The organism is Chelativorans salis (assembly GCF_025336525.1).
GTDB classification, from domain to species: Bacteria; Pseudomonadota; Alphaproteobacteria; order Rhizobiales; family Rhizobiaceae; genus Chelativorans; species Chelativorans salis.
Genome location: NZ_JAOCZP010000001.1, coordinates 865,968 through 890,419, shown reverse-complemented (window position 1 = coordinate 890,419; position 24,452 = coordinate 865,968). Strand labels below are relative to the sequence as shown.

The following is a 24,452-nucleotide window of genomic DNA, read 5'->3' as shown; positions in this document are numbered from 1 at the left end:
GTTGTTAGGTTCGCCCAGGGGCGAACCGGAGCGCCTTTAGGCAGCGGCGTCGTCGAAATCCTCGCCTGCAACGTTGCTGGTGAGGTTGCCGCCAACCACGGTCATGTCGATCGCGTTCTGCTGCAGGTTTGCACCCATCACGATCTCCTGGTTGAAGGCGCTGGTGTTGACGATGGAGTCCGCTGTTGCGGTGCTATGGCCGCTGACGTAGCCGTCATCGCCATTGTTGGAGCCCCACATTCCACCGGCACCGCCATTGCCGCCAAAGCCGGTCGTGGCGATGCCGCCGTTTCCTCCAGCGCCGCCGCCGCCGGCCTGCGCCCAGCCGCCGAAGCCGTCGCCGCCATCAGCGTCAGCCCAGGCGCCGCTAAGCGCTTGACCGCCCTGGCCGCCGCCAGCTGCGGCATCGCCGGCATCGGCATAGCCGCCATACGCATCGCCGCTCGTGGCCGCTCCGCCGACACCACCGGTGCCGTTCCCACCGTCACCGCCGAAGCCAGCGCCCACGCCCGCGCCGAACCCGCCGCCCAGGCCGGCACCGAGCGCGTCGCCGCCCTCGCCGGTGGTGCCGCCATTTGCGTTACCGCCGTTGCCGCCCGCGCCACCGGTCGTGGTGCCGCCGGGACCGCCTACGTTGCTTCCACCGTTCCCGGCGTTCCCCGCATCGCCACCGTCATTGAGGATCGGTATGCCGGCAAACAGTGCGTTGAAGCCGTCTCCGCCGATAGCGTTCCCGCCATCGCCCGCATCGTCTTCGGTATCGCCGCCGTCAGCATCACCGCTCGCGCCCCCGGCGCCGCCAGCACCACCGGTGCCGCCGTCGCTGTTGCCGCTATTGCCTCCAAGCGCCGCGCCGATGCCCAGGCCCAATCCGAGCCCAAGACCGAGACCGGTGCCTGCGCCGCCGGCGCCGCCCGTCCCGCCAGTACCTTGGCCGCCGCTGGCGGAGCCGCTGGTGCCGCCGGTGGCTCCGGCATTACCGCCGGCGGCCAGACCGCCCACGCCGATTCCGCCTAGCGCGGCGCTCGTGGCAGTACCGCCGTTGCCGTCACCGCCGTCGCCGTTGCCGCCGAAGGCCAGGCCGCCATCGCCGCCTTCGCCGCCATCGGCATCGGCATCTCCGCCGCCGCCGCCGCCACCGCCGCCGGCATTGATCCCATCATCCGCCTTGGCGAAGCCGCCGTGGGAATCGATCTCTTGCCAGAATTGGTCTTCGTTCTTGACCTCGGCGTTGTTCAGCGTGTCGTCATCGGAGATGTTGGCGATTTGGTTGATGACGTTACCAACGTCGTTACCGGCGCCATTGAGGGATTCATTGAGAACATCCTCAAATTTGGTATTGAACATGCCCTCAATGGTGTTGGTGCCATTCATATCGATGTCGGCGAAGTCGTCATCAGAGGGCATGTAGCCTTCCAGATCGACGTCGACATCAACGTCCACATCAACCTCGGTTTCGTTCTTATTGATATTGACGCTCTTGTTCAGGTTGGCATTGGCGTTCCCATTCAGATTACCGTTTAGATTGCCGTTGCCATTGAGGTTCAGGGATTTGCTCTCCTGTTCCTGCTCCTGCTTGCTTTCTTGTTCTTGTTCTTGTTCTTGTTCTTGTTCTTGTTCCTGTTCCTGTTCCTGTTCCTGCTCCTGCTCCTGCTCCTGATCATACCAACCAAAAAGGTTGTTCCACGTACCCATGATCGTGTCCTCTCTTTCGAGGCCGCGACAGCTTAACCGCTATTCATCTCCTTAGGGCCTTTGCTGCGCGGGCGTTAATCTCACAAGCTGTGTTTGGCGGCCGGACGCGCATCGACGCGGACGGACGCCACCTCCTTCGTTCAGTTTCGATTGTGCAGTTCAGTTCCTCCCGTTCCTATCGCCGGGAGATGGCGGACCGCTTCCGCTTCCGCTTCCCGGCCTACGAGAGGCAGTGTGTGGCTGGTGGTGAACCGACAGAAGACACCAGTTCGGCCTAGGCTGGAGGGTGGGGAGCCCGCAAGTGAAGTAGATGTCGGCCATCAGGTAGCCTTATCTAATCCAATCGATGATCCCCTAATCTGGAAGGCGGTTGTCCATAAAGCTCTAGGTCTGGCGTAAGGCTAGTCCGTTCGGTCTATTCCGGCTGTAAAATGCTCGGCGTACATTCTATCCTGCCGTGACTGAAGCCCCGAAGATCGAAAGCTGGCATCGATGCCCAAACTCCAGGATATCCTGCTTCTTGTAGGGCAACTGAATTACACTTGGACCAACACGGAAAGCCTGCTGATTTACCTTATCGCGGGACTTGCCGGAGTGGACAAGGAAACGGCGATCATCATTTTCCTGACACTGAACACGCCGCGCGCCAGGATCGATCTCGTCGAGCGTCTCGCGAAGATGCGGAAGACGCCACCGGGGTGTAGGTCGGAAATCCTTGAAGTCACTCGGCAACTATCGAAAGAAGCCAGCCTTCGCAACAAGTTCAACCACTGTATCTATTCCTTCGATCCCGAAAGCGGGCGCGGTATCACGCAACTGATGCGCATTTTCGAAAGCAAGGACGACATCAAATACGGTAAGGTCGAGAGTCTCGATGAGCTGGAGGTCGAGAAGATAAAGAACAGCATCTCCTCGCTCGTCGCGATAAACAAGACAATCTGGTCCATCGCCCACAAGCACGATTTTCCGACATCGTGAACGCCTTGGGGCCACCCCTTGAAAACTCTGTCTGCATCGTTTGAGAGGCCGCAGTGCTGCCCAGCGAGCTTGCAGCGAAATCGTATTCCATTCAAACTGCCGTTTCGAGGACGCGCATGCGCGCATTTTCCGGCGCCCCATGGCATAATCGCTTCCAAACGTGCGAGGCCAAGGCAGCCAGGCACACGTATCCATCCCTGCCGGCCCTGCTAATTCCTCATGCTTCGGAGCCAGCGATCATGACTTGCTGCAACGATACTAAGCTGGACGTCATCTGGCCCAAGCCGGACCCCAAGCCCAATCGCCGTACGCTGCTGAAAGCGGCGGGCAGCCTTGCCGGCGCCGCAGCGGTTACGCGGCCGCACATCGCCAAGGCCCAGCAAAAGGTGACGCTCGCCTTTTGCAGCCAGCTTCTCTGCGTCACGCCCTATGAGGTCACCCGCTTCCACGGCTTCTTCGAGAATGAAGGCCTCGAGGTCGAACTGGTCTACACCCGCGGCGGCAATGCAGCCATGCAGGCGCTCGTCGGCGGGGCGGTCGATTACGCCGCCACCTCCTTCGACGTGGCGGTGCAGGCCTTCGCCAACGGCGGCGGCATTCGCCGCTTCGCCACCACCGGCCGCCTGCCGCTCTTCGCGCTTGCAGTCGCGCCGGGCGAGGTCGACGCGATCACGTCGCTTGCCGATCTCGAAGGCCGGACGGTAGGCGTTTCCGCGCTCGGCAACGCCGATCACACGCTGATGCTCTTCCTGCTGGCGCAGGCCGGCGTCGATTCCAGCACCATCAATTTCGCTGTCCTTGGCCCGAACCTTTACGAGGGATTGCGGCGCGGCCAGGTCGCCGCGGGGATGGTGCAGGAGCCGGCGCTCTCGCTGCTTGTCGAGGAGGGCGGACGGGTGCTGTTCAACGCTATGGACATCGACGACGCCCAAGAGCATCTCGGCGGCCCCTACGAGTTCATGGGCGTGGCCTATCGCGCGGACGAGCGCGAGGACCGGCTGGAGCAGATGCGGGCGGTGGCGCGCGCGCTCGAGGCCGGCCTGCGCTACCAGAGCGAAGCGCCGATCGAGCGCCTGCGCGAGTCGCTGCCGTCGGAGCTTCTCGTTGGCGGCGACGGCGAGCGTTTCGATGAGATCGTGTCCCGTTACAAAGACTCGCTCTATCCCACACAGGTCGCCATCGATCGCGCGGCGTGCCAGCGCGTGGTGGACGCGCAGCGCATGGCCGGCATTCTCGAACAGGATATCGACCTCGACCAGCTTCTCGACCAGGAGGTCGTTCCGGCGTGAACAATATGATGAAGGGTAATCTCGCCGTCGCCCACGAGGCCTTCGACGACGGGCGGGAGCTGCGTGCGCGAGCAGGCAGCAAGAACGCGCGGACGGTCGTCTCCGTGCGCGATCTCGCCATGCGCTATGGCAAGGCCGAGCCGGTCATCGAGGGCGTTTCGCTCGAAGTGCGGGAAGGCGAGGTCGTCAGCCTCGTCGGGCCATCCGGCTCAGGCAAGAGCACGATCCTGAGGGCCATCAGCGGGCTGCATGCACCGCTTTCCGGCAACGTCGAACTGGGCATTCCGGCCACCGAGATGGGCTTTCTGTTCCAGGACGATGCGCTGCTCCCCTGGCGGACGGCGCGCGACAACGTGGCGCTGGGCCTGCGCCTGCGCGGCAAGGCCGTCGGCGCGGCGCGCGAGGAGGCGGCCGACTGGATGGCACGGCTCGGGCTGAAGGGTCTCGAACTGCGCTACCCGCGCCAGCTCTCCGGCGGCCAGCGCAAGCGCGTGGCGCTCGCCCAGGTGCTGGCGCTCAAACCCCGCCTCCTGCTGATGGACGAGCCCTTCGCCTCACTCGACGCCATCGTGCGCCACCGCGTCACACAGGACCTGCTCGACTGGGTCGAGCGCGAGGGGATCGCCGTGCTGCTCGTCACCCACGATCTGGAGGAGGCGCAGGCGCTCTCCGACGTGGTCAACCTTCTCTCCCGCGGCCCGCGCGCCCGCATCAGCCACCGCTACCCGGTCGAGATCCCGCGCCCGCGCGATCTGATCGGCGTACGCGGCCATCCCACCTTCGCGCCGCTTCTGCAGCGCATCTGGAAGGACCTGTCGATCGAGGTCGAGGAGGCCGCGGACTGATGAGCGCGCTGTTCGACAAGACATGGGCCCGTCAGGCATTTGCCTTGGCAGTCCTCCTCATATCATGGGAAGTCCTTGGCCGCGCGGGGCTGATCAGCCCGTTTTACGCGCCGCCGCCAAGCGCCATCGCACTGGCCCTCTATGAGCTGTTCGCCGACGGCAGCATCTGGCAGCACCTGATCGCCACCCTATCGGCCGCCCTGGCCGGCCTTGCCTTCGGCCTCCTGCTCGGGGCGGTGCTGGGTTTCGGCGCGGCGATGGTGCGCCCGGTCGCGGACATCATCGAGCCGGTGATGATCCTGCTCAACGCCATCCCGCGGGTCATCCTGGCGCCGCTTTTCATCATCTGGTTCGGCATCGGGCTAGGCTCCAAGGTCGCCGTCAGCCTCGTGCTGGTGGCGGTGCTCATCTTCTTTGCCGTCTACAGCGGGATTCGCGAGGTCGACGCCCGCCTCGTGGAACGGGTGCGGACGCTCGGCGGCGGACGGATGACGCTCTTGCGCGAGGTCTACGTTCCTTCGGTGACCGCTTGGATCCTTGGCAACCTCAAGGTCGCCGTTGGCTTCGCCTTCACGGGCGCGGTGGTGGGCGAGTTCGTGGCCTCCAGCCGCGGCCTCGGCTATCTCCTATCCTTCGCCCAGAGCACCTACAACGCCGCGCTCACCATCGCGCTGATCGTCATCATCATGGGTTTTGTGCTCATCCTGTTCGGGCTTGCCGGCCGCGTCGAACGCCGGCTGCTGCACTGGCGCTACGCCTGAACCACATCGAGGGAGGATTTTGATGGCAGCCACATCGTTCGCCGCGCTTTCGCAGGAACTTTCGAGCGTCCTGCATCTGTCCGTCCCGCCGATCGGCATCGCCTTCCGCGACCAAGCCGCAACGCCGGACGCAGCCCCCATCGGCGGCGAGCGTCCCGCGCCGACGGAGGACGGGCGCACCGGGGCCGTCCCGGCATCTTGCGTGTTCTGGACGAAAGCCGTCGATCAGGTGTTCTCCACGGTTGCCGAAGATCACGGCAATTGCAGCGTCGGAAGCTACACTCACGGCTTCAAGAGCCTTGGCGAGGTGGCGGACAAGAACGACGTAGCAGCACTTGTCGGCTCCGGCTGGGTCGGCATGGAGGACTTCCCGCATGTGCCTGCGGTCAAGGATCGCCCGGCATCGATCGTATACGGCCCGCTCGAGCGGATGCCTGTGGAGCCCGACATCGTCTATCTTCGCCTCAATGCCAAGCAGGCGATGGTGCTTGACGACGCGCTCGGTGGGGTTAGGTTCGAGGGCAAGCCGCAGTGCCACATCATGGCGATTGCCAAGGACGGCGGCGAGATCGCCATCAGCGTCGGCTGCATGCTGAGCCGGGTGCGTACGGGCATGAGTAACAACGACCTGTCCTGTGCAATTCCGGCGGCGCGGCTCGGGGAGGTGGTGGCGGCGCTACGCGCCAACGCCGAGACCGAGCGACAGGTGGCTGCTTATGCCGCGGCGGATGCCGCGCGGTTTGGCAGGATCTTGCCCAACTGAGCCGCACTTTTTCTGGTCCTGTCCGAGCGTCCTCGTGTCGTATAAGGCTGCTCCGGTTCATGCGCATCCGTGGCGATTTCAAAGTTGCCAGTCGTAGGATAGAACACGTCGGCGGTTCCGCCGGAGCATGGAGGCTAGCTTGGAACTCCTCATCATCCTTCTCGTAATCGTGGCGCTCGTCGGCTTCGTCGCCGTTCTCTACAATCGGCTGGTCGGGTTGAGGAATGCCTATATCAACGCCTTCGCCCAGATCGACGTTCAGTTGAAGCGCCGTCATGATCTGATCCCGCAACTCGTGGAAACGGTGAAGGGCTACATGAAGCACGAGCGCGAGACGCTCGAGGCCGTCATCCAGGCGCGGAACCAAGCCGAGCAGATCCGCGAGGCCATCGGCAACGCGGTCGGTGATCCGCAAGCCATGTCGCAGCTGGGCCAAGCCGAGGGCGCTCTGGGTGGGCTGCTCGGGCGGCTCTTCGCGCTTTCGGAAGCCTATCCCGACCTAAAGGCGAGTGAGAACTTCCGCCAGTTCCAGGAGGAACTGACCTCCACGGAGAACCGCGTCGCATATGCCAGGCAGGCCTATAACGACGCCGGCATGGCCTATAACAACGCTGTCCAGAGCGTGCCGTCGAACTTCATTGCGAACACCTTTGGCTTTCGTGAGATCGGCATGCTGGAGTTCGAGGATCGCGAGGTGATCCAACAGGCGCCGCGCGTTTCCTTTGACTGAGGCTTTGTGGCTCCACCAATGGCAGCCTTCGATTTCAGGGCTCAGCAGGAACGCGCCCGACACCTGAGCGTCGTCCTCGTCTTGGCCTTCATCGTTATGGTCGCGATCATCAGCCTTCTCCTGGGCGCGCTGATCGCGGCCTTCCTCGGCGGCGATCCCACTGCGCGGGAGATCAGGCTGGAGCCGGCCCCGGCTATCGCGATCGCGCTTGGCATTATGGCGGTGATCGTCGGCGTGGCTCTCTTCAAGATCGTGAGTTTCGGCGGCGACGGAGCACGGGTGGCGACGTCGCTGGGTGCCGAGGAGGTGACGGAGGACACGCAGAACCCGTTCAAGAAGCGCTATCTCAATGTGGTCGAGGAAATGGCGATCGCCGCCGGCCTGCCGCGCCCGCGGGCCTTCGTCGTCAAGCACGAGCAGGGTATCAACGCCTTCGCCGCCGGCGGCTCGCCTGAAAAGGCGGCGATCAGCGTCACGCACGGTGCACTCGCCAAGCTCAACAGGCAGGAGCTTACGGGCGTGGTGGCGCACGAAATGGCGCATATTGCCAATCACGACACGCGCCTCAACATGCGTCTCATGGGCATGGTGTTCGGGCTGGTCATCCTCTACACGAGCGGCCATGCCCTCCTGCGCAGCTCGATCTTCATGCGCCGCGGCAGAGGCAATCGTGGCACCGTTCCCATTCTTGCCATCGGCCTCGGCCTGATCGTGCTCGGCCTGCTCGGCGTGCTCGGCGGGCGTATCCTGCAGAGCGCGGTGTCCCGGCGGCGGGAGTATCTGGCCGATGCCACGGGTGTACAATTCACACGCAATCCGACGGGGCTTGCCAACGCGTTGAAGAAGATCGGCGCCACGACGGCAGGCAGCCATGTCGACAACTCTCATGCCGAAGAAGCACGGCACATGTTCTTCGCCCAGGCGACAGGCTCCTTCGCCGGGCTTTTTTCCACCCATCCGCCGCTTCATGATCGCGTCCGGGCGCTCGATCCTCAATTCAACCCCGCGACGGATCCGATCTACACCAAGGGCGACAAGCGAATCCTGCGCGAAACGCGGCACGAGTTGTTCGGTCCTTGGGGTTAGGTTCAGGTGTCATGCAGACATAGAGAGAATGGTTCGCCGGGAAAGGGGGAACCGGCAGCGTATATTCGCGTTGGACGGGCATAGGATTTTCTCGTTGAGAGATTTTGAGAATGGACCGTCCGGGGCAAGAGCTTCTTCAGGAGCTAGCTGCAAGCCGTATCGCAATAGAGGCGGTGGAGCCGGTAATCAACGGAGGACGCTTCGCTGCAAAGGCAATCGTCGGCGAGCGGTTCCGGGTCGAGGCTGACATCTTCTGCGATGGACACGAGGTGATCGCGGCGGTGCTGCTGCACCGCCGTCGGGGCGAGGCGTCCTGGCACGAGACGCCCATGCGTCTAACGGTCAACGACCGCTGGCGCGCGACGATCACTTTCGACAAGGTCGGGCACTACGAATTCAGCATCCGCTCCTGGCGTGATCTCTTCGCCACATGGCGGGCGGAGGTGACCAAGAAGCACGATGCAGCCCAGGATATCTCGCTTGACCTGCGGGAGGGGCGGCTTCTTGTGGAGAAGGCGCTTGCAGAGGCCGCCGGATCGCCGAAGGACCGCGCTGCGCTTGAGGCGCTGTGGGACGAAATCGGATCCTCGCCCTCTGAGGGCGATGTGCTCGCGGTTCTGATCAGCGACGACATGTCGGTCCTGATGCGGCAGCTCGGCCCACGGGCGAACGTGACGCACGGCGATACGAGCTTCCCGGTGTTCGTGGATCGCGAGCGTGCGGGCTTTTCCGCCTGGTACGAACTGATGCCGCGTTCGCAGTCGGGTAGCGCGGATGTGCATGGCACCTTCGATGATGTCATCGATAGGCTCCCTTATGTGCGCGACTTGGGTTTCGATGTGCTGTATTTCCCGCCCATCCACCCAATAGGCCGTACCAACCGGAAGGGTCGGAACAACAGCCTCACGCCCGCGCCCGAGGATCCGGGCAGCCCCTATGCCATCGGGTCGGAGGAGGGCGGGCATGACGCCATACACCCCGCACTCGGCAGTTTTGAGGATTTCGAGAGGCTCGTAAAGGCAGCTGCCGACCACGGGTTGGAGGTTGCGCTCGATTTCGCCATCCAGTGCTCCCCGGACCATCCATGGATCAAGGAGCACCCCGAATGGTTCGACTGGCGGCCGGACGGCACCATCAAGTTCGCCGAGAACCCGCCCAAGAAGTACGAGGACATCGTCAACGTTCACTTCTATCGCGATGCGATCCCCGGCCTGTGGTACGCGCTACGCGACATCGTTCTTTTCTGGTTGGACAAGGGCGTACGCATCTTCCGGGTCGACAATCCTCACACCAAGCCCCTGCCTTTCTGGGAGTGGATGATAGAGGACGTGCGGCGGGTGGATCCCGGCGCCATCTTCCTTGCCGAAGCATTCACGCGACCCAAGATGATGAAGCGGCTCGCAAAGGTCGGCTTCAACCAGTCCTATTCCTACTTCACTTGGCGCAATACCAAGCAGGAGCTGACCGAATATCTCACTGAGCTCACGCGCGAGGACTGCCGCCACTACATGCGGCCGAACTTCTTCGCGAACACGCCGGACATCAATCCCTACTATCTGCAGACGAGCGGCAGGCCAGGCTTTCAGGTGCGGCTGTTCCTCGCCGCCACACTCGGCGCCAACTATGGAATTTACAATGGTTTCGAGCTTTGCGACGCCGAGGCGCTGCCGGGACGGGAGGAGTATCTCAACTCCGAGAAATACGAAATCCGTGCTTGGGACTGGGACCAGCCGGGCAACATCAAGGCAGATATCGCCTTTATCAACCGGTTGCGGCGCGAGAATGCTGCGCTGCGCCAGTTCACCAACCTGAACTTCTACAATGCCTGGAACGATGCCATCCTCTACTATGGTAAGTTCACGGACGACCTGTCGAATTTTCTCCTATTCGCTGTGACCCTCGACCCGCACCACCCGCAGGAGGCACCTTTCGAGGTGCCGCTGTGGGAATTCGGGCTTCCCGATGATGCTACCGTAGAGGCCGACGATCTCGTCACGGGCCAGCCTTTCTCCTGGACTGGCAAAATCCAGCACATGTTTCTCGATCCGCATCAGCGTCCATTTATGGCCTGGCGGCTGATCGCACCGGGAGCAAGCCGATGAACAATTTCGACAGGATGCTGGCGCCGACGGCGCGGGCCGGCACGCGCTCTGCAGGCTCACGTCCGCCCGATTGGTACAAGGACGCGATCATCTATCAGCTTCATATCAAGGCGTTTCACGATTCCAACGGTGACGGCATAGGCGACTTCAACGGTCTCCTGCAGCGGCTCGATTATGTCGAACGGTTGGGCGTGAATGCGATCTGGCTTTTGCCCTTCTATCCCTCGCCGCTGCGCGACGACGGCTATGACATTGCCGACTACCGCTCCATCAATCCCTCATACGGCACGATGCGCGATTTCCGCCGTTTCGTCGCCGAGGCGCACCGGCGCGGAATCAGCGTGATTACAGAACTCGTCATCAACCACACCTCCGATCAGCACCCCTGGTTCCAGCGCGCGCGACGAGCCAAGAAGGGTACGGCAACCCGCAATTTCTATGTGTGGAACGATGACGACGAGCGCTATCCCGACACCCGCATCATCTTTCTCGACACCGAGACGTCCAACTGGACTTGGGATCCCGTAGCCGGCCAATTCTTCTGGCACCGCTTCTATTCCCACCAGCCCGACCTCAACTTCGATAACCCGCGGGTGCTGGAAGAGGTCATCAAAGTAATGTGCTTCTGGCTCCACACCGGCGTCGACGGGCTGCGGCTCGATGCCATCCCTTACCTGATCGAGCGCGACGGTACCAACAATGAGAACCTGCCCGAGACCCACGAGATCCTGAAGAAGATCCGCAAGGCGCTGGACGACGCCTATCCTGACCGGCTGCTGCTTGCCGAAGCCAATCAGTGGCCGGAGGATACGAGGCCCTATTTCGGCGAAGGCGATGAATGCCACATGGCCTTTCACTTTCCCCTGATGCCGCGCATCTACATGGCGCTGGCGCAGGAGGACCGGCATCCGATTTCCGACATCATGCGGCAGACACCGGAAATCCCGGAACCCTGCCAGTGGGCCATTTTCCTGCGCAATCATGACGAGCTGACGCTGGAGATGGTGACAGACCGCGAGCGGGACTATCTCTGGCGCACCTATGCGGAGGACGTGCGCGCGCGCATCAATCTCGGCATCCGCCGGCGGCTTGCACCACTGATGCAGAACGACCGGCGCAAGATGGAGCTGATGAATGCGCTGCTTCTGTCCATGCCCGGTACGCCGATCATCTATTATGGTGACGAGCTCGGTATGGGCGACAACATCTATCTCGGTGACCGCGACGGTGTCCGCACGCCCATGCAGTGGTCGATGGACCGCAATGGCGGCTTTTCGCGCGCCAACCCCCAAATGCTCTACCTGCCCCCGATCATGGACCCGGTCTACGGATACCAGACCATCAATGTCGAGGCCCAGGAGGCGGATTCATCCTCGCTCCTCAACTGGGTCCGCCGCATGGTTGCCGTACGCAAGCAGCATCGCGCCTTCGGGCACGGCGATTTCACCATGCTCTACCCGGCAAACAGACGCATCCTCGCCTATACGCGCAGCGAGGGCGAGGAGACCATCCTGTGTGTGGTGAACCTGTCCCGCTCTGCCCAGGCGGTGGAGCTCGATCTTTCCGAGTATCGCGGCTGCGTTCCCGTCGAACTTATTAGCCAGTCGCCTTTTCCGCCCATCGGCGAACTTCCCTATATGCTCACGCTGTCGAGTTATGGTGCCTTCTGGTTCCTGCTGGCAAGCGAGGCGCAGGCGCCCGATTGGCACAGCAACGTTCCCGAACCGCTTCCCGAATTCGTCACGCTGACACTGATCGGCGGGCGCATTGAGCGTGCGCTCGTCGGCCGGGAGGGGCAACAGCTGGCGCGGGACGTGCTGCCACAGTTTCTGCAGCGCCAACGCTGGTTCGGTGCCAAGGGTGAAAAGGTACGTTCGGTCGAGGTGAACGAGCTTGCGCGGCTGGGGGACGAAGCGGGACTTCTTAGCACGGTGGACATCGATCTGCCGGACGGCAGCCAACGCTACTTGCTGCCGCTCACCGTGCTTTGGGGTGAAGAGAACGTGCAGTTCGGGGCGCCCAAGCTCTCGGCCACGCTCGCGCGCGTGCGGCGCGGCCCGCAGCTCGGTGCGCTTATCGACGGCTCCTATGACGATCGCTTCGCCACCGAGGTCATGCGAGCCATGCAGGAAAATCGCGAACATTCGGCCGCCGGAGGAGTTTTGCGCTTTTACGGAAATGAGCGACTGCAAGCCATGACGTTCCCTGAACCGCCAGTCTCTCTGATGGGTGAGCAAAGCAACGTATCGATTGCCTTTGGCCGGCAGGCACTTTTGAAAATATTCCGTAGGCTCCGCTCTGGCGATCAGCCCGAGGTCGAGGTGGCACGGTTCCTGACGGAAGAGGCTGGCTTCGCCAATACGCCAGCTTTTCTCGGAATGATCGAATACGACGAGGAGGACGGCGAGCGGACAGTGCTTGGCAGCGTTTCTGCCTTTGTCGAAAACCAGGGGGATGCTTGGAGCGTGTTCGTCCATGCGCTTGAACGGAGCATAGAGGACGAGTTCCTTGCCCCGCCGTCCGGTGTGCCGGCAGCGATACCAGGTGCACCGCCCGGCGTTGTCTCGGACTCCCTCGTTTATCCACTCGATCTCCTCCGGCGGCTCGGTGAGTGTACCGGCGAGATGCATTCGGCGTTTGCTGTCGATACGGATCGGGAGGCGTTCCGTTGCGAACCGATCGACCGCGCCGACATTGAGGAATGGCTGGAGGACGCGCGTGTGGAGGTGGCGGAGGCACGTGCGGGGATTCGGCGCGCGATGGCAAACCTTCCGCCCATAGCGAAAGAGATGGCGGAGCGGTTGAGCGCACTCGATCCCGAGATCGATCGTCGGTTGGAAGCGCTGGCGAAGATAGCACCGTCGGGTAAGAAGTCCCGCATCCATGGGGATTATCATCTGGGTCAGGTGCTCGTCTCCGAGCAGGACCTTTTCATCATTGATTTCGAGGGTGAGCCGCGGCGCACCTTGGCCGAGCGGCGCGGCAAAAGCTCGCCGCTTCGCGATGTGGCGGGGATGCTGCGTTCGTTCGACTACGCAGCCTGGGCGGCGGTGAGGCAGGTCGCCTCGCGGCTGCCCAACCAGGCGCGCGACAGCGCGGCCATTGCCAGGCACTGGCGCGACCGCATGGTGGGCGAGTTCTTGGAGGGCTATTTGTCGGCGGCGGTGGACGCGCAGAACCTGCCGGAGGACACCCAAACACGGCAAGCGCTACTGGAACTGTTCCTGCTGCAGAAAGGCTTCTACGAGATCAACTACGAGCTTTCCAACCGTCCAGACTGGGTGAGTATCCCGATCCAGGGCATTCTCGACCTGATCGATGGAGGCGTGGCATGACATCCCCTGCCGAAACGGTGGAATCCTGGCGCCTTGATGATCCGCATGCCATTGCGGCGCTGGTAGCGGGGCGGCATGGCGATCCATTCTCCGTTCTTGGGCCGCACGCAAGCCCTGCCGGTACAGTGTTGCGTGTACTGCGCCCCGACGCCGAGACGGCCGAGGCGATCGATTCCCAAAGCGGCAGGCCACTGGCAAAGCTGTTGCGGCGCCACGCGCGTGGCTTCTTTGAGGGGCTGCTGTCGAAAGGCGAGTCTCCACCGCGTTATCGGCTGCGCTTTTCCCGTGGCGATGACGTCTGGGAGGAGGAGGACGCCTACCGCTTCTCGAGCACCTTCGGCGACCTCGACCGGCACCTTCTGGGGGAGGGCCGGCATCTACGCCTCTACGAGAAACTGGGCGCGCACCCGATGAAGTGCGACGGTGTGGCGGGAACCCGCTTCGCCGTATGGGCGCCCAATGCCAGCCGCGTCAGCGTCATTGGCAACTTCAACTTCTGGGAAGGTCGCCGCCATACCATGCGCCCCCACCCCGGCATTGGCGTGTGGGAGATTTTTGTGCCGGGGGTCGGCCCGGGCGAAATCTACAAATACGAAATTATCGGCGCTCAAGGCCAAGTCCTTCCGCCGAAGGCCGACCCCGTCGCCTTCAAGAGCGAAGTACCACCGGCGACTGCTTCCGTCGTCGACGGTTTGCCCGCCCGCGCGTGGGAGGATGAGAGCTGGATGAAGGAGCGCTCCGCCCGAAACGACCGCAGCGCACCCATTTCCATCTACGAGGTTCACCTCGGCTCATGGCGTCGCCGCGACGACGGCGCCTATCTCACTTATGATGAACTGGCGGACCAACTCGTCCCCTACGTAAAGGATCTCGGTTTCACCCACATCGAATGTATGCCGGTCAGCGAGCACCCGTTCTCCGGCTCGTGGGGCTATCAGCCGATCGGCCTTTATGCGCCGACCAGCCGCTTCGGTGATCCGGACGGCTTCGCCCGGTTCGTGAACCGCTGCCACAAGGAGGGGCTGGGCGTCATAATCGACTGGGTTCCCGCCCATTTCCCCTCGGATGCGCATGGTCTGGCCAATTTCGACGGCACTGCACTCTATGAGCATGCGGACCCCCGCAAAGGCTTTCATCGCGACTGGAACACGCTGATCTACAATTTCGGCCGCCGTGAGGTCGCCAACTTTCTAACGGCCAATGCGATGTTCTGGCTTGATCAGTATCACATCGATGCCTTGCGCGTGGATGCCGTCGCCTCGATGCTCTACCTCGATTACAGCCGCCAACCGGGTGACTGGGAGCCCAATATTCATGGCGGCAACGAAAACCTAGAGGCGATCGCCTTCCTGCGCGAGACGAATACGGCACTCTTCGCCAATTACGCGGGGGCAACGTCGGCGGCCGAAGAGTCGACGGCATTTCCCGGCGTCTCACGGCCCGTATATGCGGGCGGGCTGGGTTTTGGCTTCAAGTGGAACATGGGCTGGATGCACGACACGCTGGATTATATCGGCCACGACCCGATCCACCGGCGCCATCATCATGACCAAATAACCTTCGGCTTGCACTATGCCTTTTCGGAAAACTTCATCCTGCCATTGAGCCATGACGAGGTGGTCTACGGAAAAGGGTCGCTGATCGGTCGCATGCCCGGCGACCGTTGGCAGAAATTCGCCAACCTGCGCGCCTACCTCACCTTCATGTGGACGCATCCGGGCAAGAAGCTTCTGTTCATGGGCGGCGAGTTTGCGCAGGAGCGCGAGTGGAACCACGATTGGCAGCTCGATTGGCACCATCTCGACGACCCGCTCCATAGCGGCGTGCGTGACCTCCTGCGCGACCTCAATGCGACCTACGCGGACCAAAAGGCGCTGCATGAGTTGGACTGCGAAGCCGACGGGTTCGAATGGATCGATGCCTCCAATCCGGATTTGAGCGTCTTCGTCTATCTGCGAAAGGGTTCTGGCGACTCTGCGCCTGTCCTCGTTGCTTGCAACTTCACGCCTATCGTGCGGGAGGACTATCGCATCGGCCTTCCACGGAAGGGCCGCTGGCGTGAGATACTCAACAGCGACGACCCACGATATGGCGGCTCGGGCGTCACGAACGGCATAGTGGACGCCGTGGAGGAGCCGTGGCACGGCCGCCCCGCCTCGGCCTCTATCAGGCTGCCGCCACTAGGGGCCACGGTGCTGAGCTGGGATCAATAGGCCGAAAAGGAAGACGGCGTGCGTGTCCGCAATGGACTTCCATATCCCCTCGGCGCCACCTGGGATGGTTCCGGCGTGAATGTTTCCGTCTTTTCTGCCAATGCGGAAAAGATTGAGCTATGCCTTTTCGACACCAATGGGAAGCGGGAGCTCGAGCGTATTGCCTTGCCGGAATACACGCATGAGGTCTGGCACGGCTATTTCCCCGATATGCGGCCGGGACAGGTCTACGGGCTGCGCGCACACGGCCCTTACGAACCCAGCAGGGGCCACCGCTTCAACCCCAACAAACTGTTGATCGACCCGTACGCGAAGCTGCTCCTGGGAGACTTGCGCTGGCACGATGCCTGCTTCGGATACCGCGTCGGCTCGCCACGCCAGGACCTTTCGATGGACAGGCGCGACTCCGCTTTCGTCATGCCAAAATGCGTCGTCACCGACACGGCCACCACATGGGGCGACGACGTTCGCCCGCAGAGGCTCTGGGGCGACACGATCATCTACGAGGCCCATGTGAAGGGCATGACGGCGCTGCACCCGCAAGTGCCGGAACAGCTCCGCGGCACTTTCGGCGGCCTCGCCGATTCGCGCGTCATCGACTATCTGGTCAAGCTTGGCATTACCGCCATCGAGTTCATGCCCGTTCAGACCTTTTTCGACGACCGCTATCTGGTGGAGAAGCGTCTATCGAACTACTGGGGCTATAACACCATCGGCTTTTTTTCCACGGCCTCTCGCTACATCTCGCCGGGCGGTGGCGTGCATGAATTCAAGCGCATGGTGCGCAAGCTGCACGAGGCGGGCATCGAGGTGATCCTCGACGTCGTGTACAATCATACGGCGGAGGGCAACGAACTGGGGCCGACCTTATCGTTCCGCGGCCTCGACAACGCCAGCTATTACATACTGGGTGACGATCGACGGTACTATTTCGACACGACCGGCTGCGGAAACACGCTGAACCTGAAGCATCCGCGTGTGCTCCAGATGGTGATGGATTCGCTGCGATACTGGGTCGAGGAATGCCATGTCGACGGCTTTCGCTTCGACCTGGCTACGGCCCTCGGCCGCGAACGGGACAGCTTTGAGCCATCATCGGTCTTTTTCGATACGGTACGGCAGGATCCGGTACTTTCGCGGGCCAAGCTCATCGCGGAGCCGTGGGATCTCGGCCCGGACGGATACCAGCTCGGCAATTTCCCGCCCGGCTGGGCGGAGTGGAACGGTGCCTGCCGTGATTGGATCCGTTCCTTCTGGCGCGGCGACGAGCATATTGCGCCCGATCTGGCAAGCGGGCTTTTAGGCTCGGCCGCTATGTTCGACCGGCGTGGGCGCCGCCCCTGGGCAAGCATCAATTTCGTTACCGCCCATGACGGCTTCACGCTCGCCGACCTCTACGCCTACAATGAACGTCATAACGAGGAGAACCGTGAGGACAATCGAGACGGCCACGGCGACAACCGCAGCTGGAATTGCGGCGAAGAAGGCCTGACCGATGATCCCGATATCCGCGCCCTCAGGGCGAAAATGCGCCGCAATGCGATTGCCACGCTTCTTCTATCCCAAGGCACGCCAATGATCCTGATGGGGGATGAGGTGGGGCGCACGCAGCATGGCAACAACAACGCCTATTGTCAGGACAACGAGATGAACTGGCTGCCCTGGGAGGGGCATGCACCGGAAGACGGGGCCCTCATACAGTTCGTCCGGCGGATGATCGCGTATCGGCGGTCGAGCCCGCACCTGCGCCGCCGGAATTTCCTGCACGGTCGACCGGTCGATGGCGGCTTTCTCGACGTTACATGGCTGCGCCCGTCCGGCGAACAGATGAGCGACGAGGACTGGCAGGATCCAGGCCTGAAGAGCTTCGGCCTGATGCATAGCAACGAGCACAGGTCCTCCCTGCTCATTCTTTTGAACGCGTCTTCGGATCCGGTGGAATTCCGTCTCCCACGAGAGCTAGGCGTACCGGGGTGGCAGGTCATCATGCGGACCGAAAACGGCCAGTGGCCCGTTTGGGACGCCATCCGCACCCCGGGCGAAATCCAGCTGGCCGACCGCTCCATGGCCATTCTGGAAGGGCGCAGACGGTGACGCAGAAGCAGTACGAATATCGTTGGGGTGCTCAGCTCCACAACGGCTCCGCAGTTTTCCGCCTCTGGGCGCCGGCGCTCGACCGACTCCTGTTGAAGGTCGGTCAGAGGGAGGAGCGTCGGATGAACCGCCGCACTGATGGCTGGTTCGATCTTACAGTCGATGGACTTGGAGAGGCAGCTCAATATCAGTTCGTCCTGCCCGATGGTATGGCGGTGCCGGATCCCGCTTCCCGCGCGCAGGCTGCCGGCGTGCATGGCCCGAGCCTGCTGACCAGCTCAGGCTATGACTGGAAGGTGCCGGATTGGAAGGGAAGGCCGTGGGAAGAGGCGGTGGTCTACGAACTCCACCCCGGCACCTTCGCGCCGCCGGGCGGGTTCGCGGGTATCCAGCGAAAGCTCGACCATCTGGTCGAAATTGGCTTCACTGCGATCGAGATCATGCCTGTCGCTGAATTCTCCGGCACGCGCGGATGGGGATATGACGGCGTTCTGCCTTATTGCCCGCATTCGGCCTATGGCGGCGTAACTGGGTTGAAGCGCTTGGTCGACGCCGCCCATGAACGCGGGCTGATGGTGATCCTCGACGTGGTCTACAACCATTTCGGACCGGACGGGAATTATCTCGGCACCTACGCGCCGGAGTTTTTCGACCCCGAACGCCAGACGCCCTGGGGGCCGGCCATCCGCTTTGAAGAGCCGGCGGTACGCGATTTCTTCCTCGACAACCCGATCTATTGGCTGGAGGAATTCCGCCTGGACGGCCTGCGTTTCGACGCCATCGACCAGATCGGGGATCAAAGCGAGACGCCGATCCTCGAGGAAATGGCTCGGCACATCCGCGAACGCTTCACCGATCGAGAAACCCACCTGATGACGGAGGACGAGCGTAATATCGTCGGGCTTCACCCATATGATGAGAAAAACCGGCCGATCCTTTTCACAGCAGAGTGGAACGACGATTTCCACCATGCCGCTCACTGCATCGCCACGGGCGAAGACGCCGGTTATTACGCGGGCTTTGCGGAAGATGCGGTCGGGCATCTGGCGCGGGCGCTGGCAGAGGGTTTTTGCTATCAGGGGGAACCCTATGCACCGCATGGAGGCCGGCCGCGCGGCGAGCCCAGCACGGGCCAGTCCCCGGTCGCCTTCGTTGATTTCCTGCAGAACCACGACCAGATCGGCAACCGTGCCTTCGGCGAAAGGCTGACCACCCTTGCGGACGAGGAAACCGTCGAGCTTTTGACCGCCGTCCTCCTGCTCAACCCGCAGATTCCGCTCGTCTTCATGGGGGAGGAATATGGAGAGACAAATCCCTTCCTCTTCTTTACCGATTTCCACGGCGACCTTGCCAAAGCCGTGCGGGAGGGGAGGCGCCGCGAGTTCGCTTCCTTCCGCCATTTCGGCGAGAAGACTGCCGAGCATATTCCCGACCCCAACGCGTCGTCCACCTTCGAGGCGTCCGCTCTCGATTGGGACCGTGCCGGGACCGAGGCAGGCAAGCGCCGGCTTGCTCTCTTCCGCCGGCTTCTTGAAATACGCCGTAGATACATCGTGCCGCTTTTGCCGGACATGAGGTCCATGCGGGGCCGCACGCAACGCCTGAGCAGGGGCTCGTTCCTGGTGCGCTGGCCGACGGGTCGCAGGCAGCTTCTGCTAACCGCGAATTTCGGCACGGACGACGCGGCTTTCGCCGAGAATCTGGACGGTCTGGAAATGATCTACGAAAGCCGCAGCGATCTTCTTGCCGCGCTCCAAGACGGGCGGCTTCCGCCGCGAAGCGTCGCCGTCTTCACGTCAGGAGCCGGTCCATGACCGATGCCCTCCATAGGTTGGCTGCCGCCCACGGCATTGTGCATACCTACCGCGCAATCGACGGCACGACGGCGCACGCGTCCGAGGAAGCAATCAAGGCGCTCCTGAGGATTCTGGACGGTAACGAGGAGAAGAACCCTCCACCACCGCCGCCATGGCCGCCCCCGCCGAAAACGCCGAAGGACGTGAACTGCTTTGTTCCGGATTTCCTGAAAAGGGGTAGGGCATGGGGTATCACCTGCCAGCTCTACAGCATCCGTTCGCGCCGCAGCTGGGGCATTGGTGATCTAGAGGATCTCGCCTGGCTCGGGGAGATGGCTGCACGAAAGGGAGCGGACTTTCTGGGCGTCAATCCGCTGCATGCGCTTTTCCTAGCAGAACCGGAAAGGGCAAGCCCTTTTTCGCCGAGCGATCGCAATTTTCTGAATCCCCTCTACATAGCCGTCGACCGGGTCGATGGATTTGATCCTCGGCAGGATACAGACGAAGCGGCGCTCTCGGCCCTTGAGAAATGCGATCTCATCGACTACCGCGCCGTGGCGCAGCTGAAGCTCGCCGCGCTTCGCCGAATCTACCGGCGCACAGGCGCCGTCGATAATCGACGCTTCGCCGCCTTTCGAGAAGAAGGTGGAGAAGAACTCCGGCGCTTCGCACTTTTCGAGGCGATCAGCCGTAAGATGGTGGAGCACGGCTTTTCGGCCGGCTGGCGTTCCTGGCCGGAAGCCTATCAGGAACCCGGCAGCAAGTCTGTCGAGCACTTCGCCCGCGAGCATGCGGACGACATCGAATTCATGATCTGGCTGCAGTGGATCGCTGACTGGCAGCTTGGTGATACCGCATCACGGGTGCGCAAGGCGGGCATGCGCATCGGGCTTTATCTCGACCTCGCGGTCGGCACCGCCCCCGATGGCGCGGCGACCTGGAGCGACCGCACGCTGACGATCGTGGGTGCCGAGATCGGGGCGCCGCCCGACATGTTCAACCCGGAAGGCCAGAACTGGGGCTTAGCGCCGCTTTCGCCGTCGGAAATCGCTGATCGCGATTTCGCCCCCCTGCGGCGCTCCTATGAAAACGTTCTGCGCCATGCCGGTGCACTTCGCATCGATCACGCCATGGGCCTTTACCGGCTTTTTTGGATTCCGGAAGGCTTTCCCGCGGGCGAGGGGGCCTATGTCCTTTATCCGATGGAAGGCATCGTGCGCATCTTGGCGGAAGTCACGAGACAAGCCGGCGCCACCGTCATTGGTGAGGATCTGGGTGTCGTGCCGAAGGGGTTTCGCGCAGCGATGAACCGCGCAAACCTGCTTGGCTATCGCGTCTTCTATTTCGAGCGCGATGCGGGCGATTTCGTCCCGCCGGAGAAATGGCCACGTTCTGCTCTCGCATGCGTGGGGAGCCACGATACGCCGACACTCGCCGGCTGGTGGAGAGGTAGCGATATCGATACGCGCGAGGAGATCGGACTGTTCGATGAAATAGCCGCGAAAAAGGAGCGTGAGAAACGACGTCTGGAGAAAAGCCAGGCCAAGGCCTTGCTCCGAACCAGGGGCTGCGAGGCTCCAGAGGCTTTCGACGAGACGGTGGCGGCTGGCTTCCATCGGCTCGTCGCAAGTACCCCCGCCCGACTGGTCGCTGTCCAGATGGAGGATCTCGTGGGTCTTGCCGAACAGCCGAATATCCCCGGCACCGTCGACGAAAGTCCGAACTGGCGACGCCGGATTCCAGTCCTTCTGGAAGAGATAGACGAAGCGCCCGTTCCTCAAGCCGTGTTTCGTGCCGTTTTCAAAGAAAGACCGCGCACCCCATGAGCATCCCCCACGCGACCTATCGCTTGCAGTTCCGCGATGGCATGACCTTCGAGCGGGCGGCTGAGATTGTTCCGTATCTGGCCGATCTCGGCATCAGCCATCTCTACGCCTCTCCGATCTTCACCGCGGCGGGTGGCTCCACCCACGGCTATGACGTGATCGATTTCCAAACCCTGGACCCCGTGCTCGGCGGTGAAGAAGGCTTTGCCCGACTGGCAGAGGCACTGAAGGAAAACGGGCTCGGACTCATACTAGATATCGTGCCCAACCACATGGCCGTGTCCACTGCCAATTTCTGGTGGCGTGATGTGCTGAAGCTCGGCCGGGACAGCGCCTACGCACAGCATTTCGACATCGATTGGCGGGCACCGAAGCTGCTTCTGCCGGTGCTCGGCGAGCCGTACGGTGAGGCCCTGGACAAGAGCAAGCTCGAGGTCCGGATAGACGAGGAAACGGGAGAGCCTGTCTTCGGCTATCATCAACTATCGCTGCCGCTTGCGCCCAACTCCCTTTCTTTACTCAACGAGGGCGAAGGAGATTTGGAGAAAGCGGTCGCTGGGGTCAATGCGGATAAGCAGCGATTGCATCGCCTGCACGAGGCCCAGATTTGGCGATTAGCCTACTGGCGGCTGGCGCGCGAGGCGCTGACTTACCGCCGCTTCTTCGAGATTGCCGATCTTGTCGGCCTGCGGGTGGAGGATGCGTCGGTCTTCGCCGATGTCCATCAGCTTCCGCTCCGGCTGGTACAGGATGGCGTCGTGAATGGATTGCGTATCGACCACATAGACGGTTTGGCCGATCCTAAGGGATATCTGGCCCATCTCAAGCGGGTCTCGGGGCTTGATTATGTGCTGGTCGAGAAGATTCTCGGGCCGGGGGAGGCGCTGCGCGCCGATTGGGCGTGTGTCGGCACGACCGGCTACGAATTCGCACGCCTGGTCACCGCGCTTCAAGTCGATCCGTACGGTCGCGAGGAGATGACGAACGGCTGGGCCGGTTTCACCGGCGACGAGCCGGAACTCGCCCGACGCGCACTCGCAGCCAAGCGGCGCACACTTACCGTCAACCTCGCCGGAGAACTTGCTGCACTCGCGCGACTTGCCGAGACGATAGCGGCGCGAGATCTCACCACGCGCGACTTCGGACGGGACACGCTGACGATGGCCATTATTGAGCTTGCAGCAGCTTTGCCCGTGTATCGCACTTACATCGACCACGACGGCGCCTCGGATCAGGACCGCGCCTTAATCGAGCGGGCCGTCGAGCAGGTGGAGCGCGGCCGCGAGGTAGAGGATGATCGCGCCGTCGCCTTCATTGCTTCGCTGCTGCTTGAAACGGCGGCGGGTTCGGACGCCCGCGCCACATTCATTACGCGTTTTCAGCAGGTGACTGGCCCGCTCATGGCCAAGGCCATGGAGGATACAATCTTCTATCGCTACAACCGGCTGATCGCCCTGAACGAGGTGGGTGCGGATCCGGACGAGTTTGGAATCGAGCCGGAGGCCTTCCACGCGGCCATGCAAACCCGGGCGGCCGACGCGCCGCGTGCCCTGTCTGCCACCGCAACACATGACACCAAGCGGGGTGAGGATGCGCGCGCACGCCTTGCCGTCTTGAGCGAGATGCCGAACGACTGGGCGGCATCTGTCACACGTTGGCACAACGCCGCGGCCGGGCTCCACCAAGTGTTACCGGACGGGCCCGCTCCGGATCGAGGCACGGAATGGCTCCTCTATCAGGCGCTGGTCGGTGCTTGGCCCGCCGATCTTTCCGTGAAGGACGAAGAGGGGCTGCAGGCGCTGTGCGAGCGGCTCACCGCATTCATGACCAAGGCGCTTCGCGAGGCGAAGCAGCGCACAAGTTGGACCGCTCCCAACGACCCCTTCGAAGCGGCGGTGGAGACTTATGTGGGAAACCTGTTCGCGCCCGAGCGCCGGACCCTGCTGGAAGATGTTCGCGCCACTATCGACGCACTCGAGCCGGCCGGGTTCGTCAACAGCCTCACGCAGCTTGCGCTCAAACTCACCCTGCCGGGCGTGCCGGATGTCTATCAGGGATGTGATCTTATGGACTTCAGCATGGTCGACCCCGACAATCGCCGGCCGGTCGATTTTGCGCTCCGGCAAAGGCTTTTGCAGGAGGTGCGCGATATGGACGCCGACGCTGCGATGGAGCGTTGGCGCGAGGGTTTGCCGAAGCTGTGGCTCCTCGAAAGACTCCTGCGCCTTCGCAGCCGCCGAGCCGCTGTCTTCAACCACGGCCGGTACGAGCCCGTGGAGATCGCCGGCGAGGAGAACGAGCACGCCGTCGCCTATGCGCGCGTATTCAAGGGGAAACGTGTCGTCGTTGCAGTGCCGCGATTGGTGCTCGGGCATTGCGAGCCTAGCCTGCCATCCTGGATCGGCAGCGCCTTCATGCGGACGCGGCTCCTCCTTGCCAAGAGTGCCGGAGGCTACAGGACATTGACGGGAGAAACAGTCGGCGAGGGCGCTGTTCCCCTCTCCACTCTTTGGGCCGGGCTGCCCGTTGCCATTCTGGAATCAGCTTAGGCTGGTACTGGCTGAGCCGGCAATCACCATTCTGGCTGTCGATCCACCCGGTCAGGGCGATCTCTTAGGCTGCTTTGCCGTGCCCGTACCGCGGCGCTTTGTGTTGTCCGCGCCCTTGCCGGTATTGCTCTTGATCGAGGCAGAGCGTGCGCCGCGTTTGGTGCTGCCAGGCTGCGGCTTGCTGGATGGCCCCGAGCTGCCGCTTGTTTCCGGAAAATCTTCCGGCATTTCCGGAATCTCGGCGTTTTCGGCGTTTCCGCCTTCCTCCGCCTCGATTTCCCGTGCCGCACGTTCCCAATGTTCGTGATGTTGACCTTCCGGGCGGCCTTCGATCTCCCAGAGTTCGTAGGCGCGGCGCCGGATCCGCTCTTCCCGATCTGAGGGCATGGC

16 protein-coding genes are annotated in these 24,452 nt (G+C 62.5%); 14 read left to right on the top strand and 2 right to left on the bottom strand.

Annotation, left to right across the window (positions count from 1 at the left end; genetic code table 11):
• Positions 1–36: 36 nt before the first annotated feature.
• Positions 37–1,695, bottom strand: coding sequence for a hypothetical protein (locus tag N5A92_RS04200; protein ID WP_260900604.1), 1,659 nt, complete (start codon positions 1,693–1,695; stop codon positions 37–39).
• Between the two features lie 492 nt (positions 1,696–2,187).
• Here N5A92_RS04200 and N5A92_RS04195 point away from each other — a divergent pair, with 492 nt between their 5' ends.
• The 14 genes from N5A92_RS04195 to treY all read left to right on the top strand — a co-directional run bounded on the left by N5A92_RS04195 (position 2,188) and on the right by treY (position 24,062).
• The gene (locus N5A92_RS04195) at positions 2,188–2,673 is read left to right on the top strand and encodes a hypothetical protein (RefSeq protein ID WP_260900603.1); all 486 of its coding nucleotides are present in this window, start codon (positions 2,188–2,190) and stop codon (positions 2,671–2,673) included.
• Positions 2,674–2,912: 239 nt separating this feature from the next.
• Positions 2,913–3,962: an ABC transporter substrate-binding protein gene (locus N5A92_RS04190; RefSeq protein WP_260900602.1), complete on the top strand. Its 1,050-nt coding sequence runs from the start codon at positions 2,913–2,915 to the stop codon at positions 3,960–3,962.
• Positions 3,963–3,967: 5 nt separating this feature from the next.
• Positions 3,968–4,807: an ABC transporter ATP-binding protein gene (locus tag N5A92_RS04185; RefSeq protein ID WP_260900998.1), complete on the top strand. Its 840-nt coding sequence runs from the start codon at positions 3,968–3,970 to the stop codon at positions 4,805–4,807.
• On the top strand, positions 4,807–5,568 hold the full coding sequence (locus N5A92_RS04180; protein WP_260900601.1) for an ABC transporter permease: 762 nt from the start codon (positions 4,807–4,809) through the stop codon (positions 5,566–5,568). The genes N5A92_RS04185 and N5A92_RS04180 overlap by 1 nt, the downstream gene beginning before the upstream one ends.
• Positions 5,569–5,590: 22 nt before the next feature.
• Positions 5,591–6,331 (top strand): DUF169 domain-containing protein, encoded by a 741-nt coding sequence (locus N5A92_RS04175; protein WP_260900600.1) that lies wholly within the window; start codon positions 5,591–5,593, stop codon positions 6,329–6,331.
• Positions 6,332–6,470: 139 nt separating this feature from the next.
• Positions 6,471–7,061 (top strand): LemA family protein, encoded by a 591-nt coding sequence (locus N5A92_RS04170; protein ID WP_260900599.1) that lies wholly within the window; start codon positions 6,471–6,473, stop codon positions 7,059–7,061.
• A gap of 18 nt (positions 7,062–7,079) precedes the next feature.
• Positions 7,080–8,147, top strand: a complete 1,068-nt coding sequence (locus N5A92_RS04165) for a M48 family metallopeptidase (protein ID WP_260900598.1) — start codon at positions 7,080–7,082, stop codon at positions 8,145–8,147.
• A gap of 110 nt (positions 8,148–8,257) precedes the next feature.
• On the top strand, positions 8,258–10,249 hold the full coding sequence (locus tag N5A92_RS04160; RefSeq protein WP_260900597.1) for an alpha-1,4-glucan--maltose-1-phosphate maltosyltransferase: 1,992 nt from the start codon (positions 8,258–8,260) through the stop codon (positions 10,247–10,249).
• A 14-nt stretch (positions 10,250–10,263) separates the two neighbouring features.
• Complete coding sequence (treS, locus tag N5A92_RS04155; RefSeq protein ID WP_260900997.1) at positions 10,264–13,584, top strand: maltose alpha-D-glucosyltransferase; 3,321 nt, start codon at positions 10,264–10,266, stop codon at positions 13,582–13,584.
• A complete protein-coding gene (gene glgB / locus N5A92_RS04150; RefSeq protein ID WP_260900596.1) occupies positions 13,581–15,797 on the top strand; it encodes a 1,4-alpha-glucan branching protein GlgB in 2,217 nt (738 codons plus the stop codon). Before treS ends, glgB begins: the two co-directional genes overlap by 4 nt.
• Positions 15,798–15,815: 18 nt before the next feature.
• Positions 15,816–17,891, top strand: a complete 2,076-nt coding sequence (gene glgX / locus N5A92_RS04145; RefSeq protein WP_260900595.1) for a glycogen debranching protein GlgX — start codon at positions 15,816–15,818, stop codon at positions 17,889–17,891.
• The gene (gene treZ, locus N5A92_RS04140) at positions 17,888–19,705 is read left to right on the top strand and encodes a malto-oligosyltrehalose trehalohydrolase (RefSeq protein ID WP_260900594.1); all 1,818 of its coding nucleotides are present in this window, start codon (positions 17,888–17,890) and stop codon (positions 19,703–19,705) included. Before glgX ends, treZ begins: the two co-directional genes overlap by 4 nt.
• Positions 19,702–21,513: a 4-alpha-glucanotransferase gene (gene malQ, locus N5A92_RS04135; RefSeq protein ID WP_260900593.1), complete on the top strand. Its 1,812-nt coding sequence runs from the start codon at positions 19,702–19,704 to the stop codon at positions 21,511–21,513. Before treZ ends, malQ begins: the two co-directional genes overlap by 4 nt.
• Positions 21,510–24,062: a malto-oligosyltrehalose synthase gene (gene treY / locus N5A92_RS04130; RefSeq protein WP_260900592.1), complete on the top strand. Its 2,553-nt coding sequence runs from the start codon at positions 21,510–21,512 to the stop codon at positions 24,060–24,062. Before malQ ends, treY begins: the two co-directional genes overlap by 4 nt.
• Positions 24,063–24,113: 51 nt before the next feature.
• Here treY and N5A92_RS04125 read toward each other — a convergent pair whose 3' ends face one another.
• Entirely contained in the window at positions 24,114–24,449 is a 336-nt protein-coding gene (locus N5A92_RS04125; protein ID WP_260900591.1) for a DUF2934 domain-containing protein, read from the bottom strand.
• Between the last annotated feature and the right edge of the window lie 3 nt (positions 24,450–24,452).

Bases quoted from the DNA above. Each gene is read 5' to 3' on its own strand.
- glgB (WP_260900596.1), top strand. From the start codon at position 13,581: ATGACATCCCCTGCCGAAACGGTGGAATCCTGGCGCCTTGATGATCCG.
- N5A92_RS04125 (WP_260900591.1), bottom strand. From the start codon at position 24,449: ATGCCCTCAGATCGGGAAGAGCGGATCCGGCGCCGCGCCTACGAACTC.
- treY (WP_260900592.1), top strand. From the start codon at position 21,510: ATGAGCATCCCCCACGCGACCTATCGCTTGCAGTTCCGCGATGGCATG.
- N5A92_RS04165 (WP_260900598.1), top strand. From the start codon at position 7,080: ATGGCAGCCTTCGATTTCAGGGCTCAGCAGGAACGCGCCCGACACCTG.
- N5A92_RS04185 (WP_260900998.1), top strand. From the start codon at position 3,968: ATGATGAAGGGTAATCTCGCCGTCGCCCACGAGGCCTTCGACGACGGG.
- N5A92_RS04160 (WP_260900597.1), top strand. From the start codon at position 8,258: ATGGACCGTCCGGGGCAAGAGCTTCTTCAGGAGCTAGCTGCAAGCCGT.
- malQ (WP_260900593.1), top strand. From the start codon at position 19,702: ATGACCGATGCCCTCCATAGGTTGGCTGCCGCCCACGGCATTGTGCAT.
- N5A92_RS04175 (WP_260900600.1), top strand. From the start codon at position 5,591: ATGGCAGCCACATCGTTCGCCGCGCTTTCGCAGGAACTTTCGAGCGTC.
- N5A92_RS04190 (WP_260900602.1), top strand. From the start codon at position 2,913: ATGACTTGCTGCAACGATACTAAGCTGGACGTCATCTGGCCCAAGCCG.
- N5A92_RS04195 (WP_260900603.1), top strand. From the start codon at position 2,188: ATGCCCAAACTCCAGGATATCCTGCTTCTTGTAGGGCAACTGAATTAC.
- N5A92_RS04200 (WP_260900604.1), bottom strand. From the start codon at position 1,695: ATGGGTACGTGGAACAACCTTTTTGGTTGGTATGATCAGGAGCAGGAG.
- treS (WP_260900997.1), top strand. From the start codon at position 10,264: ATGCTGGCGCCGACGGCGCGGGCCGGCACGCGCTCTGCAGGCTCACGT.
- N5A92_RS04180 (WP_260900601.1), top strand. From the start codon at position 4,807: ATGAGCGCGCTGTTCGACAAGACATGGGCCCGTCAGGCATTTGCCTTG.